Below are 15,855 nucleotides of genomic sequence, written 5' to 3'. Positions count from 1 at the left end.
CACCGTTGGCTGATTGTCCTTGCGCAAGCAGCGGGAAAAATATTCAGGTGACCGGTTTCACAAATATAAAAAATGAGCAATTAACTCTCTTGCTTAATCAGTATCAACTATTCATGATTTTGTGAAACCGGTTTCTTAATTCCGTTTCAGCATCGGCAATTTCCCGTCACGTCGACTGATAACAACTACCTCTACCCTACTGATAACAGGATAAAATCCGATGGCCAAAAATTATGCGGCGCTGGCACGCTCGGTGATAGCGGCACTGGGCGGCGTTGATAACATCTCGGCAGTCACGCACTGTATGACGCGTTTGCGCTTTGTTATCAAAGATGATGCACTGATCGACAGCCCAACGTTAAAAACTATCTCCGGCGTGCTCGGTGTGGTACGTAGTGACAACCAGTGTCAGGTGATTATAGGTAATACGGTTTCGCAGGCTTTTCAGGAAGTTGTCAGCTTGTTACCTGGAGATATGCAGCCCACGCAGCCCGTGGGGAAACCCAAACTCACGCTACGTCGCATTGGTGCGGGGATCCTGGATGCGCTGATCGGCACCATGTCACCGCTGATCCCGGCGATCATCGGCGGATCGATGGTCAAACTGCTGGCGATGATCCTCGAGATGAGCGGAGTGCTGACAAAAGGAGCGCCGACCTTAACCATTCTGAATGTGATTGGTGATGGTGCTTTCTTCTTCCTGCCGCTAATGGTCGCGGCATCTGCCGCCATCAAATTTAAAACCAATATGTCGCTGGCGATTGCCATCGCGGGTGTGCTGGTACATCCGAGTTTTATTGAACTGATGGCGAAAGCGGCCCAGGGTGAACATGTCGAATTTGCCCTGATTCCGGTCACCGCGGTGAAATACACCTACACGGTGATCCCGGCGCTGGTGATGACTTGGTGCCTGTCATATATCGAACGCTGGGTGGACAGCATTACACCGGCGGTGACGAAAAACTTCCTCAAGCCAATGCTGATTGTGTTAATTGCCGCACCGCTGGCAATCCTGCTGATTGGCCCGATTGGTATCTGGATCGGTAGCGCCATTTCGGCACTGGTTTACACCATTCATGGTTATCTGGGCTGGCTTTCAGTCGCCATTATGGGCGCGCTGTGGCCTCTGCTGGTAATGACCGGGATGCACCGCGTCTTTACGCCAACCATCATTCAAACTATTGCCGAAACCGGCAAAGAAGGGATGGTCATGCCGTCAGAAATCGGCGCTAACCTGTCGCTGGGCGGTTCATCGCTGGCGGTGGCGTGGAAAACGAAAAACCCGGAACTGCGCCAGACGGCGCTGGCGGCGGCGGCATCGGCCATTATGGCGGGGATTTCCGAACCGGCATTATACGGCGTGGCGATCCGCCTGAAACGTCCGCTTATCGCCAGTCTTATCAGCGGTTTTATTTGCGGCGCGGTTGCCGGTATGGCGGGGCTTGCCAGCCACTCAATGGCAGCGCCGGGATTATTTACCAGCGTGCAGTTCTTCGACCCGGTGAATCCAATGAGCATCGTCTGGGTGTTCGCCGTCATGGCGCTGGCGGTCGTGCTGTCGTTTATCCTCACACTGTTGCTCGGCTTTGAGGATATTCCTGTTGAGGAAGCGGCTGCCCAGGCGCGAAAGCATCAGAGCGTACAACCGACCGTCGCCAAAGAAGTAAGTCTTAATTGAGGATGAAAATGTCAGTATTTCCGCAAGGTTTTTTATGGGGCGGCGCGCTTGCCGCCAACCAATCTGAAGGTGCGTACCGTGAAGGTGGCAAAGGGCTGACCACGGTCGATATGATCCCACACGGCGAGCATCGAATGGCGGTGAAACTGGGGCTGGAAAAACGTTTTCAGTTGCGCGATGACGAGTTTTATCCCAGCCATGAGGCGACGGATTTTTATCATCGTTATAAAGAAGATATCGCCCTGATGGCAGAGATGGGATTCAAGGTTTTTCGCACCTCGATTGCCTGGAGCCGCCTCTTTCCGCAGGGCGATGAACTGACGCCCAACCAGCAGGGCATTGCTTTTTACCGCGCGGTATTTGAAGAGTGTAAAAAGTACGGTATCGAACCGCTGGTCACGTTGTGTCACTTCGACGTGCCGATGCATCTGGTCACTGAATATGGCTCCTGGCGTAACCGCAAGCTGGTGGAGTTTTTCAGCCGCTACGCCCGGACCTGCTTTGAAGCATTTGATGGCCTGGTGAAATACTGGCTCACCTTCAATGAAATCAACATTATGTTGCATAGCCCGTTCTCCGGCGCGGGTCTGGTGTTTGAAGAAGGGGAAAATCAGGATCAGGTGAAATATCAGGCTGCGCATCACCAACTGATTGCCAGTGCGTTAGCCACCAAAATCGCCCATGAGGTTAACCCGCAAAATCAGGTGGGCTGTATGCTGGCGGGCGGCAACTTCTACCCTTACAGCTGCAAGCCGGAAGATGTCTGGGCAGCGCTGGAGAAAGACAGGGAAAACCTGTTTTTTATCGATGTGCAGGCGCGGGGCGCGTATCCGGCTTACTCTGCCCGCGTATTCCGCGAAAAAGGGGTAACCATCGACAAAGCACCGGGCGATGATGAAATCCTGAAAAACACCGTCGATTTTGTCTCTTTCAGCTATTACGCCTCGCGCTGCGCCTCGGCGGAGATGAACGCCAACAACAGCAGTGCGGCGAACGTGGTGAAATCGCTGCGTAACCCGTATCTACAGGTGAGCGACTGGGGCTGGGGTATTGATCCACTCGGTCTGCGTATCACTATGAACATGATGTATGACCGTTATCAGAAGCCGCTGTTTCTGGTGGAAAACGGCCTGGGTGCAAAAGATAAATTTGCTGCCAATGGCGAGATTAACGACGACTATCGCATCAGCTATTTACGCGAACATATCCGCGCAATGGGCGAAGCGATTGCAGACGGCATTCCGCTGATGGGCTACACCACCTGGGGCTGTATTGATTTAGTTTCCGCGTCAACGGGTGAAATGAGCAAACGCTACGGTTTTGTCTACGTAGACCGTGACGATGCAGGCAACGGCACGCTGGCGCGCACGCGTAAGAAATCATTCTGGTGGTATAAAAAAGTGATTGCCAGTAACGGTGAAGATTTAGAGTAAGCAAACGTGCCGGATGCGGCGTGAACGCCTTATCCGGCCTACATAGTTCGTGCGACATGTAGGCCCGATAAGCGCAGCGCATCGGGCAATCTGGGGATTGGCATCAGTCAAAAATCAAAGAAACCATTCAGGCTTAACGCCAAATCGGGCTGAAAGTGCCTTAATGTGGGATATCGTCAGGGATCTTTGTCCAGACAAAATCTGACTGACCAGGGATTTAGAGCCGATTTCGTTCTTCAAATCCGCATAGGTCAGATTATGTTGATCAATCAACGTGCGAAGTAACGCCACGCCAACCGGCATTGCAGCAACGGCTTTGTCGAACTCTGCAAACTTTTCGTGGTTGTTTTCATACTCTGCAATGCGGCTCGCCAGAAAGTCGATAAGTGGATTGGTGTCATCTTCTTCAATCAAATATTCGACCAGTTCCAGTGCTTCACGATAATCATCTTCTGAGTCACTGCCTCCCAGAAAGGGGACTGCATTGACCAGTTCTCTTGTTGCTTTAACAGCGCGTGCAGCATTAGCAGTCATTCTTTGTTCTCTCTGTAGTAACGTGTCAGTTTGTCATACTCGGCATGATTCGTTATGTGCTTCACAAAGAACCGCTTATTAACAAAGTTTATGTAGGCAATAACCCTAAGATTGTTCCCGCCGACATCCAGAACGTACCATTTGTTGCGATATTTAAAATTGTCGAGGTTGGGAAACGCCGTTCGCATTTCTTCTGGCGTAGAAAAATCCGTTTCCTTAATAACCCGATACAATGAGTGTAGAGCCAGAGCGTCGTTAGGATATTTGCGCGCGCACTCTTCAAATGGCGCTTTCGAAATGATGTGCATTTTAACTTCCTTATCAGCGCCTGAATGACTAAGCCTGGACTACCCGTTCCTTCGGTTTTATTTTTCTATAGTAGTTGATCACACGAGTGTTCACAATATGTAAACACCCGTCTAAACGTCACAATAGCACGTCCAAATTCAAAAACGTGAATATGTTTGTCTACGAACTACTCTTCTTCCACCGCTAACTGCGCAAATCCACCATTCCCTTCCCAGCCTTCCAGACGTTGATAAACGGTTTCTACCGCATCTTTAATCGGCTGGGTCATCGGGTAGTAAAAACCGACGATATCCGGCTGGATACCGAGGAAAATCACTTCGCCAATATCTTCTTTCAACTGGTCGATAAGGTAGTTCAGCGGCATGTTATGGGTAGTCATCATAAACATCTCAGCGATGTCATCCGGGTCGATGATGCGGATCTCGCCGGGGTTTAGCCCCATATCCGTAGCGTCGACAATCAGCAGTCGCGTCGGGCGCAGTTCGCGGATGGCGACAATGTCGTTTTCCGGTGCGCTTCCGCCGTCAATCACCACCCAGTTACCTTTCGGCGCGGCGGCGCACTTTTCCGCCAGCAGCGGACCTGCGCCATCATCGCCCATCATGCTATTGCCAACACAGAGTAAAACGTCAGTCACGCAGTCTCCTCACCATCAAATAGATGGCATTTTCCTGATAAATATCATGCAGCATACTTAACAGCATGGTACTCCATTCCTTCTGCTGCGAAGTTTGCGCTGCCCGGGCTTTATCGAATGCGTTGGCCAGCATCGGCACATGGTTAATGTCGATAACGATCTCACCATATTTTGGCACGCCTTCCATTTTGCGGCGGGCTTCGCTGCCCGCCTCCAGAGTGGCAATCCATGCCAGATATTCATCCCACGGGCAGGTGAGCGCGGCTTCCAGGCAATCGATAACCCCAAGGTGGTGACCAATCGCCAGGCTGTAATAGACCACCTGCTGCGCCTCGGCGGGCGTAGCATCGTTCTCATCAATAAATTTACGGCTCAGTTGACTGAACACCACCTTTTCACTCATCGAATACGCGCCTCTTCAACAACATGATTCAGATGGCTGACAATCTCGTTCAGACGCGGATCGTTTTCCGCTTCCAGCCAGCGTGCAACCTGCTCTTCACCCTGCCCTAACTGCGTCAGGAAATCATCGGCAATCTGGCGACCGTAACGATAACCCGCCAGGCGGCGTGCTTCGCGATCTACTTTTACACGCAGCGGCTGCACCATATCGCCATGCAGGATCTCTGCCGGTTGTTCATCCAGTTCACCCGGCCCACGGGCGTGAATTTTCTGCTCCAGCAGGCCGAGCGCCATTGCAAAGCCGTACAGCGTGGCGGCAGGCGTTGGCGGGCACCCCGGAATGTAGACATCCACCGGGACGATTTTATCCGTACCCCCCCACACGCAGTAGAGATCGTGGAAGATCCCGCCGCTGTTACCGCAGGCGCCGTAGGAGATACAGATTTTCGGGTCCGGCGCAGACTGCCACGCACGCAGCGCAGGGGATCGCATTGCACGGGTGACCGCGCCGGTAAACAGTAAAATATCCGCATGACGCGGAGACGGCACAACTTTAATGCCGAAGCGTTCTGCATCGAACAGCGGCGATAAGGTAGCGAAAATTTCAATTTCGCAGCCGTTGCAGCCGCCGCAGTCCACGCGGTAAACGTAGGCAGAACGTTTGATTTTTTTCAGTAACGACGCCTTCATACTGGCGATGGATTCATCCACCGTCATCGGGACCGGAATGCCGTTGGCGTCACGGGGGCCTAATAAATTGCTCATCAGATGGCCTCTTTCATATGGCGAGTCAGTTCAATACGGTCGGACGGCACCAGGCATTTCTGGCGCTTACATTCCGGGCAAGTCTCAAAGCTTTCGCGGTGGTTTTCCGCACGGCTGTCACCATTGTGCTTAAGCAGCGCAATGGCGTAGTCGATCTCTTTCTGGACGGCGAAAGGACGATTGCAGACGCGGCAGTTGCACAGCGCGAAGCGAGACTGTTGCAGGAAATCTTCTTTCTTCCACACCGCCAGTTCGTACTCTTGCGACAGTTTGATCGCCGCCGTCGGGCAGACTTCTTCGCAGCGTCCACAGAAGATGCAGCGTCCAAGATTGAACTCCCACGCCAGCTCACCGGTGGCGAGGTCAGTTTCAACCGTTAAGGCGTTTGACGGGCAGGCATTGACGCAGGCTGCACAGCCGATGCACTGCTGCGGGTTCTGCTCTGGCTTACCACGGAAGTTTTTATCAACCGCAATCGGCTCCAGCGGGTAAGACGAGGTCGCCGTGCCGGTTTTGATGACTTTTTTGATAAAGGTAAACATGGCGATTCCTTATTTCAGCGGCGAGTTTTTACGCTCAATGCTGTAGCGCTCAAGTTCTTTGTACGGCACCACTTTGCTCTTCTTCTTACGCACATCGACCACGGTCATGCGGTCGGTACAGGAGTAGCAAGGGTCCAGGCTACCAATAATCAGCGGCGCATCAGAAACGGTGTTGCCGCGCAGCATGTAGCGCAGGGTCGGCCAGTTCGCGTAGGTCGCGGCACGGCAGCGCCAGCGGTACAGCTTCTGGTTGTCGCCGGTCATGCTCCAGTGAATATCATCACCGCGCGGCGCTTCGGCAAAGCCCAGCGCAAAACGGTGCGGAATGTAGGTAAAGCCTTCCACCATCAGTGGACCGCCCGGCAGGTTATCCAGACCGTAGTCGATCATGTTCAGCGCGGTATAGACTTCGTTGATACGCACTTTCAGACGGGAAATCACGTCGCAGCCCTGCTCGCTGTGGACTTCCATTGGCAGCAGGCCATAACCAACAAACGGGTGATCGGCACGGGTATCACGGGCGTGACCGCTGGCACGGACCATCGGGCCGACGTTACTGAAGTCGCGGGCAATTTCCGGGTCCAGACGACCAATGCCGACAGTGCGCTGTTCCATGTTCGGTGTGCTCAGCAGCACATCCACCAGCTCCTGCACTTCACGACGCATCTGCTGCGCCAGTTGACGGGTCTGGATCATGTCATCTTTCAGCAGATCGCGACGAATCCCGCCGATCAGGTTCAGGCCGTAAGTTTTACGCGCACCGGTAAGGATCTCCGCCATTTTCATGGAGGTTTCACGCACGCGGAAGAACTGCATAAAACCGGAGTCAAAGCCAGTGAAGTGGCAGGCAAGTCCAAGGTTGAGCAGATGCGAGTGCAGGCGTTCCACTTCCAGCAAAATGGCGCGAATCATCTGCGCACGTTCTGGCACCTGAATACCCATCGCGTTTTCCACCGACGTGGTGTAAGCGGTGCTGTGGGCGAAGCCGCAGATCCCGCACACACGGTCGGAGAGGAAGGTCACTTCGTTGTAACCCATGCGGGTTTCCGCCAGTTTTTCCATGCCGCGATGGACATAGAACAGGCGGTAGTCGGCGTCGATAATGTTTTCGCCATCGACGAACAGACGGAAGTGGCCCGGTTCGTCAGAAGTGACGTGCAGTGGACCAATCGGCACGACGTTGTTTTTCTTGTCGCCCAGTTCGTTGATGAACTCGTAGGTTTCAGCATCAGTAGTTGGTGCCGGACGTTGACGATAATCCATGCTGTCTTTACGCAGCGGGTAGAGTTCATCCGGCCAGTCATCCGGCAGCACCAGACGGCGTTCATCCGGAAGCCCTACCGGAATCAAACCGTACATATCGCGCACTTCACGCTCGCCCCACACCGCCGCCGGAACGCGCGGCGTCACGGACGGATATTCTGGTTTGTTGGCGTCAACTTCGACGCGAACAGTTACCCAACACTTGGTGCCCTTCTCCATCGACAGCACGTAATAAACGGCGTAATGACCATTCAGTTTGCGTTCATCGTTACCAAACAGCACCGACAGCCAGCCGCCCTGCTTGTAGTAGAGGAACTCCACCACTTCCGGCAGATAGTTCACCTTCACGGTGACGGTCAGCTGATCTTTGGTCTGCCAGGCGTGGTCCAGCACGACGCCCGGAAATGCCTCATTCAGCGCGGCGAGATAATGTTGACCTAATTTTTCTTCAGACATGCTCAAACTCTCTTTAATCACGCCGCCAGCAAGGAGACGAACGCTAAAAATGCAAAGCCAAAACCAGCCCAGGTAATGCGTGGTGTAATATCAAGACGCAGACGGGCCATGCTGTTTTCGAACAGCGCGATAACCAGTACGCCGACCACCAGTTTGACGATGGCAATCACCAGCGCCAGCAGCAGCCCACCGGCAGTGAAGGTTTCCATTTGTCCCCACGGAATAAACACCCCGACGAACATCTGTAACACCACCAGCTGTTTCAGGCTGATACCCCATTTCATGACGCCAAAGCCGCTGCCGCTGTACTCAGAGAGCGGACCTTCCTGTAGCTCCTGCTCGGCTTCCGCCAGGTCGAACGGCAGTTTGCCCATTTCGATAAAAGTGGCGAACGCACAGGCACAAAGCGCCAGCGCCAGCGGGATGCTCTGGCTCAGCGGCCAGTGATAAACGGTGTCGGTGATGTTGCTGATATTGGTGGAACCGGCCACCTGCGCGGCGACCCACAGACCAAGCAGCAACATCGGTTCAACCAGCACGCCCAGCATCGCTTCACGGCTCGCGCCAATAGCAGTAAACGGACTACCGGTATCCAGACCAGAAATGGCAAAGAAGAAACGCGCGATGGCGAAGAGATACAGTAAAGTGATCAAATCGCCCAGTTGCGGCAGCGGAGAACCGACAGTCACCACCGGCAGCGCAGTAGCGATAGTCAGCATGACGCCCACCATCACATACGGCGTCAGGCGGAACACCCAGCCGGAGGCATCGGGACCAACGCTCTGACGACCCAGCAGTTTGATAATGTCGCGATACTCCTGCAACACGCCCGGCCCGCGACGGTTATGCAAGCGGGCGCGCGCCACGCGGGTAATACCGGAGAGCAGCGGCGCAACGGCAAATAACACCAGCGCCTGAATTAACGGATATAAAACACTCATTCTCAGGCTCCTCGTGAAACAATAATCACCACCAGCACCGCCAGTTCAACCAGCGCCATCCGGCGGAACAGCAACGCACTCCCCTCGCACTGCCAGCCCGGCACCAGCGACACCGGATTCAGCCATTTGCGCAGTTTCAGCACTGGCGCAAATGCCTGTTTCACCGGCATGGCAAAACCGTGAGCGGTAATCACCATTGATTTTTCATGGTCGTAGCCGCACACCCAGGCCGCGCCGCGGGAACGCGACGGCAAACGATCGCCTTTGCAAATCGCCATAATGATGAATGGCAGCAGCGGGCAGGCAATCAGCAGCAACGTGATCATTGGTTGAGAAACGGTTGTATTAGCAGGCTCCAGCGGCAGAGGTACGGCAGCAGACAACATCGGCAGCAGCCACGGCGCAGCAACACCGCCAATCACGCAGCAAATCGCCAGTGCCACTACGCTTACGCTCATCAGGAGCGGCGCACAGGTGGCGTTTTCGGCTTCTTTGGTACGCGGCGCGCCAAGGAAAGTAACGCCATAAACTTTCGCCATACACATCACTGCCAGCGCACCGGTAATTGCCAGCCCCACGGCGAGCAGCGGCCCGAGAAGACGGGCAACAAACGCGCCACTATTGCTCAGTTTGAAGAAGGATTGATAGATAACCCATTCCCCGGCAAAACCGTTCAGCGGTGGCAGCGCAGCCATTGCCATCAGACCGACCAACATGGCGATGGAGATAACCGGCATTTTTTTGCCAATACCACCGAGTTTTTCGATATCGCGATGACCGGTACGGAACCAGACGCTCCCAGCCCCGAGGAACAGTACGCTCTTGAACAGGCTATGGTTAAGCAGATGGTACAGACCACCGACCAGGCCAAGGGCAATCAGCGCCGGTTGTTCAAGCGCGATACCCGTTACGCCAGCGCCCAGCCCCAGCAGGATGATGCCGATATTTTCCAGAGTGTGGTAAGCCAGCAAACGCTGAATGTTGTGCTCCATCAGCGCATACAGACCGCCGACGAACGCGGTGATCATGCCGAGTACCAGAAGTGCAATTCCCCACCACAGCGGCGCATTACCGCCCAGCAGAGACAGGGTTAAAATACCCAGCAGGCCAATTTTCATCACTACCGTGGAAAACAGCGCGGCAGCTGGCGCAGAGGCGTTAGCATGAGCCTGTGGCACCCAGCCGTGCAGCGGGATAATCCCGGCCAGCAGGCCAAAGCCAATAACGCCGAGCAGCCAGATATCGGAACCGAGCGGCAGTTGCTGCATGCGCATATCCAGCAGGCGCAGATCCAGCGTGCCGTAACGTTGCCAGACCAGCCAGCAGGCAATCGCCAGCAGCAGAGTGCCAAGACGCCCCAGCGCAAACCACAGTTTGCCCTCTTTGCTGTTGCTGGTGAGGAACACCGCACACAGGGCCATGATTTCTGCCATTACGACGAACATGCCCAGATTGCTGGCAATGACGGCACAGACGGCAGCAGCCATCAACATATTGATTTGCAAACCGTTGCATTTCACCTGCGCATGGCGATGCCAGTCAATGTTGTAAAGGCTGACAAACAGACCGCACAGGCCGAGAGTTATCAGCCAAATCGCATTAAGCGGAGAGATTTGCACATTGTAGCTTACCAGCGACAACGCGCCGCTCACGCCAACCGCGCCAGTCAGCACAGTGAAGCCTGCGGCTGCCGTATACAGGCTACCCACCGCGCCGCCAATTCCGGCAATCCAGCCGCTTAACGCCTTTTGAAAAGAAAAGAGAAATGCCAGAACAGCGGCAGCAACAAACCACGCCACGCCGCTATTGATCAGGGAAATTGCGCTCATTTAGCCTCTCCACTTTGAGCCTGCTGAAACAAGGTGAGATCGCCAAAGTCCGTGTTAAAGGTCAGCTCACGCTTACGCTTGCTGACGCGGGCGATATCGGTGTTATCCACCAGATGCAGGGCTTTGGTTGGGCACATCCGCACGCAGGCTGGACCTTGTTCATCAAAGCTACAGAGGTCACATTTGACGGCGATCGCGCGAATACCCGGCACCCAGTCAAGCAACGTGCTGACACGCGCCGGAGCAGGCGGTGCCGGTGGTGCTTTCGGGGTATTGGCGTTTGCCGGAATATCCAGCGGACGGCTGCCGGAAAATTCGATTGCGCCAAACGGGCAGGCGATGCCGCACAGTTTGCAGCTTACGCACAGGCTTTCATTCAGCTGCACTGCCCCATCAACGCGGGTGATAGCGTTAACCGGGCAGACCACCGCACAGGGTGCATCTTCACAGTGGTGACAGAGCTGCGGCGCAGATTCTTTTTCATTTAGCATCACTCGCAGGCGCGGCATTGATTGCAGGCCGTGCTGGCGATGCGTCTCTGAACAGGCGGCCTCACAGGTGTGGCAGCCGATACAGAGCGTGGAGTCAGCAATTACAAAACGATTCACCAGGCATTCCTCAGGTGATTGTCATTTTTGACGAAAACATGCCGATGAAATGTCATTTTCGACACTCATCGACACGCCCATCCCCAAACAGGCGTAACGCCTGCAAAACGGGCAAAGCCTCAGCTCATGCCGCCGGGCTTTGTCCCTTTACCAGTTGGCTTAAATTCACCGGTACATTGTTTTCAATGGCGGTGTATAAGCTGTCGTAAACGCCAGCGATTTTTTCGAGATAGTGTTCCAGTACCTGTTCGCGATCGCGGATGTTGACCTTGCCATCTATCATTCCGTCAATGCTCAATTGTGCCTGCGCAATCCGCTGTTTTTCTTCACCCTCTTTCGTTTCGACGTAATACTCGATGGTGTGGCTGTTAAAGCCATCCGCCAGGGTGACGTAAATGCGAAAATGTTCAAAAAGGACGAAACAGAGTTCTTTGTCTGGCGCACAGCTCATGGCGTGATGCAGGCGCGCTTTCGATAACGTGATCCCCTGAACCAGCGAATTGCAGTAGAGATGCCACTGGTCCTGTAGGCGACGATGCCGCTGTGCGATGTAATCGGCTTTCTCGCTTATTTCCCAAATAGTCATTGTCAGGTTACCCGTTTAACAGAGATGCCAGCTTTAAGCATTTTTTGTGCCAACTTTTAATTTATTGTTATAAAAGAGATTTTTAGGATTATGGTGAATTTCGTCGCCGTGTCGACGTGTCATTTCGACATCATCGACATTATTCACTTTAGGGATAATCAACACTGGCACAATTATTGCTTGTAGCTGGCAATAGTTAATGGGAGGCGATATGCACGAAATAACCCTCTGCCAACGGGCACTGGAATTGATCGAACAGCAGGCCGCAAAACACGGTGCAAAACGCGTAACTGGGGTCTGGCTCAAAATTGGCGCATTTTCTTGTGTCGAAACCAGCTCTCTTGCCTTTTGTTTTGATCTGGTTTGCCGCGGCAGCGTAGCGGAAGGTTGTAAACTGCACCTCGAAGAACAAGAGGCCGAATGCTGGTGCGAAACATGCCAACAATATGTGACGCTATTAACCCAGCGCGTCCGGCGCTGTCCACAGTGTCATGGCGACATGCTACAAATTGTGGCAGACGACGGTTTACAGATTCGGCGGATAGAAATAGACCAGGAGTGAGCGATGTGTACAACATGCGGTTGCGGTGAAGGCAACCTGTATATCGAGGGTGATGAACATAACCCTCATTCCGCGTTTCGTAGCGCGCCATTTGCCCCGGCGGCACGCCCGAAGATGAAAATCACCGGCATTAAAGCGCCTGAATTTACCCCCAGCCAGACTGAAGAAGGCGACCTGCATTACGGTCATGGCGAAGCGGGCACTCACGCGCCGGGCATGAACCAGCGTCGGATGCTGGAAGTCGAAATTGACGTGCTGGACAAAAACAACCGTCTGGCTGAACGCAACCGAGCGCGCTTTGCTGCCCGCAATCAGTTGGTACTCAACCTGGTTTCCAGCCCTGGTTCCGGTAAAACCACCCTGCTGACGGAAACCTTGATGCGCCTGAAAGACAGCGTTCCGTGCGCAGTTATTGAAGGTGACCAGCAAACCGTGAACGATGCCGCGCGCATTCGCGCTACCGGCACACCAGCGATTCAGGTGAATACCGGTAAAGGCTGCCATCTTGACGCACAGATGATTGCCGACGCCGCGCCGCGCCTGCCACTGGACGATAACGGTATTCTGTTTATCGAAAACGTTGGCAACCTCGTATGTCCGGCGAGCTTCGATCTCGGTGAAAAACACAAAGTGGCGGTGCTTTCCGTTACCGAAGGTGAAGACAAACCGCTGAAATATCCACATATGTTTGCCGCCGCCTCGCTGATGCTGCTCAACAAAGTTGACCTGCTGCCGTATCTCAATTTCGACGTTGAGAAGTGCATCGCCTGCGCCCGCGAAGTCAATCCAGAAATTGAAATCATCCTTATTTCCGCCACCAGCGGCGAAGGGATGGACCAGTGGCTGAACTGGCTGGAGACACAGCGATGTGCATAGGCGTTCCCGGCCAGATCCGCACCATTGACGGCAACCAGGCGAAAGTCGACGTCTGCGGTATTCAGCGCGACGTCGATCTAACGTTAGTCGGCAGCTGCGATGAAAACGGTCAGCCACGCGTGGGCCAGTGGGTACTGGTTCACGTTGGCTTTGCCATGAGCGTAATTAATGAAGCCGAAGCGCGCGACACCCTCGACGCCTTACAAAACATGTTTGACGTTGAGCCGGATGTCGGCGCGCTGTTGTATGGCGAGGAAAAATAATGCGTTTTGTTGATGAATATCGCGCGCCGGAACAGGTGATGCAGTTAATTGAGCATCTACGCGAACGTGCTTCACATCTCTCTTACACCGCTGAACGCCCTCTGCGGATTATGGAAGTGTGCGGCGGTCATACCCACGCCATTTTTAAATTCGGCCTCGACCAGTTACTGCCGGAAAACGTTGAGTTTATCCACGGTCCGGGTTGCCCGGTATGTGTACTGCCGATGGGAAGAATCGACACCTGCGTGGAGATTGCCAGCCATCCGGAAGTCATCTTCTGTACCTTTGGAGACGCCATGCGCGTGCCGGGGAAACAGGGGTCGCTGTTACAGGCAAAAGCGCGCGGTGCCGATGTTCGCATCGTTTACTCGCCAATGGATGCGTTAAAACTGGCGCAGGAGAATCCAACTCGTAAAGTGGTGTTCTTCGGCTTAGGGTTTGAAACCACCATGCCGACGACGGCCATCACTCTGCAACAGGCGAAAGCCCGCGATGTGCAAAATTTTTACTTTTTCTGCCAGCATATTACGCTGATCCCAACGCTACGCAGTTTGCTGGAACAGCCGGATAACGGTATCGATGCGTTCCTCGCGCCGGGCCACGTCAGTATGGTTATCGGCACCGACGCCTATAATTTTATCGCCAGTGATTTTCATCGTCCTCTGGTGGTTGCTGGATTCGAACCGCTTGATCTACTACAAGGCGTGGTCATGCTGGTGGAGCAGAAAATAGCGGCCCACAGCAAGGTAGAAAATCAGTATCGGCGCGTGGTGCCGGATGCAGGTAACCTGCTGGCGCAACAGGCGATTGCGGATGTCTTCTGCGTCAACGGCGACAGCGAATGGCGCGGCTTAGGCGTGATTGAATCTTCTGGTGTACACCTGACGCCAGACTATCAACGATTTGACGCCGAAGCGCATTTCCGCCCGGCACCGCAGCAGGTTTGCGATGACCCGCGCGCACGTTGTGGCGAAGTATTGACGGGCAAATGTAAGCCGCATCAATGCCCGCTGTTTGGTAACACCTGTAATCCTCAAACCGCGTTTGGCGCGCTGATGGTTTCCTCCGAAGGAGCATGCGCCGCGTGGTATCAGTATCGTCAGCAGGAGAGTGAAGCGTGAATAATATCCAACTCGCCCACGGCAGCGGCGGCCAGGCGATGCAGCAATTAATCAACAGCCTGTTTATGGAAGCTTTTGCCAATCCGTGGCTGGCAGAACAGGAAGACCAGGCGCGCCTTGAGCTGGCGCAGCTGGTGGCAGAAGGCGACCGTCTGGCGTTCTCCACCGACAGCTACGTCATCGACCCGCTGTTCTTTCCTGGTGGCAATATTGGCAAGCTGGCGATTTGTGGCACCGCGAATGACGTTGCGGTCAGTGGCGCTATTCCGCGCTATCTCTCTTGTGGCTTTATCCTCGAAGAGGGATTGCCGATGGAGACGCTAAAAGCCGTGGTGACCAGCATGGCAGAAACCGCCCGCGCGGCAGGCATTGCCATCGTTACAGGCGACACTAAAGTGGTGCAACGCGGCGCGGCAGATAAACTGTTTATCAACACCGCTGGCATGGGCGCGATCCCGGCGAATATTCACTGGGGCGCACAGACGCTAACCGCAGGCGATGTTCTGCTGGTGAGTGGAACTCTCGGCGACCACGGAGCAACTATTCTTAATCTGCGCGAGCAACTGGGGCTGGATGGCGAACTGGTCAGCGACTGCGCGGTGCTGACGCCACTCATCCAGACGCTGCGTGATATTCCCGGTGTGAAGGCACTGCGTGACGCCACCCGTGGTGGAGTGAACGCGGTAGTTCATGAGTTCGCGGCAGCCTGCGGTTGTGGTATTGAAATTTCAGAAGCGGCACTGCCGGTTAAACCTGCCGTGCGCGGCGTTTGCGAACTGCTGGGGCTGGACGCCCTTAACTTTGCCAACGAAGGCAAACTGGTGATCGCCGTTGAACGCAACGCAGCAGAGCAAGTGCTGACGGCGTTACATTCCCATCCACTGGGGAAAGACGCGGCGCTGATTGGTGAAGTGGTGGAACGTAAAGGTGTTCGTCTTGCCGGTCTGTATGGCGTGAAACGAACCCTCGATTTACCACACGCCGAACCGCTTCCGCGTATATGCTAATAAAATTCTAAATCTCCTATAGTTAGTCAATGACCTTTTGCAC

Annotated in this window: 18 protein-coding genes; 7 read left to right on the top strand and 11 right to left on the bottom strand. The window is 54.3% G+C overall.

What is annotated here, in order from left to right; genetic code table 11:
• Positions 1-220 precede the first annotated feature (220 nt).
• Together ascF and ascB are read left to right on the top strand one after the other, a co-directional pair.
• Positions 221-1,678 (top strand): PTS cellobiose/arbutin/salicin transporter subunit IIBC, encoded by a 1,458-nt coding sequence (gene ascF / locus ATB02_RS20835; protein ID WP_105272174.1) that lies wholly within the window; start codon positions 221-223, stop codon positions 1,676-1,678.
• An 8-nt stretch (positions 1,679-1,686) separates the two neighbouring features.
• Positions 1,687-3,111 (top strand): 6-phospho-beta-glucosidase AscB, encoded by a 1,425-nt coding sequence (gene ascB, locus ATB02_RS20830; RefSeq protein ID WP_105272177.1) that lies wholly within the window; start codon positions 1,687-1,689, stop codon positions 3,109-3,111.
• A 114-nt stretch (positions 3,112-3,225) separates the two neighbouring features.
• Here the strand turns inward: ascB and ATB02_RS20825 are convergent, their stop codons facing one another.
• The 11 genes from ATB02_RS20825 to hycA form a co-directional block, all read right to left on the bottom strand.
• On the bottom strand, positions 3,226-3,645 hold the full coding sequence (locus ATB02_RS20825) for a helix-turn-helix domain-containing protein (RefSeq protein WP_000126291.1): 420 nt from the start codon (positions 3,643-3,645) through the stop codon (positions 3,226-3,228).
• Positions 3,642-3,953, bottom strand: a complete 312-nt coding sequence (locus ATB02_RS20820; protein ID WP_000547555.1) for a type II toxin-antitoxin system HigB family toxin — start codon at positions 3,951-3,953, stop codon at positions 3,642-3,644. Before ATB02_RS20820 ends, ATB02_RS20825 begins: the two co-directional genes overlap by 4 nt.
• Positions 3,954-4,120: 167 nt before the next feature.
• A complete protein-coding gene (gene hycI, locus ATB02_RS20815; protein WP_000132961.1) occupies positions 4,121-4,591 on the bottom strand; it encodes a hydrogenase maturation peptidase HycI in 471 nt (156 codons plus the stop codon).
• The gene (gene hycH / locus ATB02_RS20810) at positions 4,584-4,994 is read right to left on the bottom strand and encodes a formate hydrogenlyase assembly protein HycH (protein ID WP_001291919.1); all 411 of its coding nucleotides are present in this window, start codon (positions 4,992-4,994) and stop codon (positions 4,584-4,586) included. The genes hycI and hycH overlap by 8 nt, the downstream gene beginning before the upstream one ends.
• The gene (gene hycG / locus ATB02_RS20805) at positions 4,991-5,758 is read right to left on the bottom strand and encodes a formate hydrogenlyase subunit HycG (RefSeq protein WP_000067390.1); all 768 of its coding nucleotides are present in this window, start codon (positions 5,756-5,758) and stop codon (positions 4,991-4,993) included. Before hycG ends, hycH begins: the two co-directional genes overlap by 4 nt.
• A complete protein-coding gene (gene hycF / locus ATB02_RS20800; protein ID WP_000493785.1) occupies positions 5,758-6,300 on the bottom strand; it encodes a formate hydrogenlyase subunit HycF in 543 nt (180 codons plus the stop codon). Before hycF ends, hycG begins: the two co-directional genes overlap by 1 nt.
• Before the next feature lie 9 nt (positions 6,301-6,309).
• Positions 6,310-8,019 (bottom strand): formate hydrogenlyase subunit HycE, encoded by a 1,710-nt coding sequence (gene hycE, locus ATB02_RS20795; protein ID WP_001288134.1) that lies wholly within the window; start codon positions 8,017-8,019, stop codon positions 6,310-6,312.
• A gap of 17 nt (positions 8,020-8,036) precedes the next feature.
• Positions 8,037-8,960: a formate hydrogenlyase subunit HycD gene (hycD, locus tag ATB02_RS20790; protein WP_000115219.1), complete on the bottom strand. Its 924-nt coding sequence runs from the start codon at positions 8,958-8,960 to the stop codon at positions 8,037-8,039.
• Positions 8,961-8,962: 2 nt separating this feature from the next.
• Positions 8,963-10,789, bottom strand: coding sequence for a formate hydrogenlyase subunit 3 (gene hycC / locus ATB02_RS20785; RefSeq protein WP_105272173.1), 1,827 nt, complete (start codon positions 10,787-10,789; stop codon positions 8,963-8,965).
• Entirely contained in the window at positions 10,786-11,397 is a 612-nt protein-coding gene (hycB, locus tag ATB02_RS20780) for a formate hydrogenlyase subunit HycB (protein WP_001079186.1), read from the bottom strand. The genes hycC and hycB overlap by 4 nt, the downstream gene beginning before the upstream one ends.
• Positions 11,398-11,521: 124 nt before the next feature.
• Complete coding sequence (hycA, locus tag ATB02_RS20775) at positions 11,522-11,983, bottom strand: formate hydrogenlyase regulator HycA (RefSeq protein WP_000158081.1); 462 nt, start codon at positions 11,981-11,983, stop codon at positions 11,522-11,524.
• 211 nt (positions 11,984-12,194) lie between these two features.
• On the opposite strand from hycA, the gene hypA reads away from it, so the two are divergent.
• The 5 genes from hypA to hypE are packed head-to-tail and all read left to right on the top strand — an operon-like array spanning position 12,195 to position 15,812.
• On the top strand, positions 12,195-12,545 hold the full coding sequence (gene hypA / locus ATB02_RS20770; RefSeq protein ID WP_001299100.1) for a hydrogenase maturation nickel metallochaperone HypA: 351 nt from the start codon (positions 12,195-12,197) through the stop codon (positions 12,543-12,545).
• A 3-nt stretch (positions 12,546-12,548) separates the two neighbouring features.
• Complete coding sequence (gene hypB, locus ATB02_RS20765) at positions 12,549-13,421, top strand: hydrogenase nickel incorporation protein HypB (RefSeq protein WP_105272172.1); 873 nt, start codon at positions 12,549-12,551, stop codon at positions 13,419-13,421.
• Entirely contained in the window at positions 13,412-13,684 is a 273-nt protein-coding gene (gene hypC, locus ATB02_RS20760) for a hydrogenase 3 maturation protein HypC (protein ID WP_000334881.1), read from the top strand. The genes hypB and hypC overlap by 10 nt, the downstream gene beginning before the upstream one ends.
• Positions 13,684-14,805 carry a hydrogenase formation protein HypD gene (gene hypD / locus ATB02_RS20755; RefSeq protein ID WP_001212982.1) on the top strand — a complete coding sequence of 374 codons (1,122 nt, stop codon included), beginning with the start codon at positions 13,684-13,686 and terminating at the stop codon, positions 14,803-14,805. Before hypC ends, hypD begins: the two co-directional genes overlap by 1 nt.
• Positions 14,802-15,812, top strand: coding sequence for a hydrogenase maturation carbamoyl dehydratase HypE (gene hypE, locus ATB02_RS20750; protein ID WP_105272171.1), 1,011 nt, complete (start codon positions 14,802-14,804; stop codon positions 15,810-15,812). Before hypD ends, hypE begins: the two co-directional genes overlap by 4 nt.
• Positions 15,813-15,855: the final 43 nt, after the last annotated feature.

It is taken from the genome of Escherichia sp. MOD1-EC5189, from assembly GCF_002966045.1.
GTDB lineage: Bacteria > Pseudomonadota > Gammaproteobacteria > Enterobacterales > Enterobacteriaceae > Escherichia > Escherichia coli_F.
This window is presented reverse-complemented; position numbering and strand designations above follow the sequence as displayed.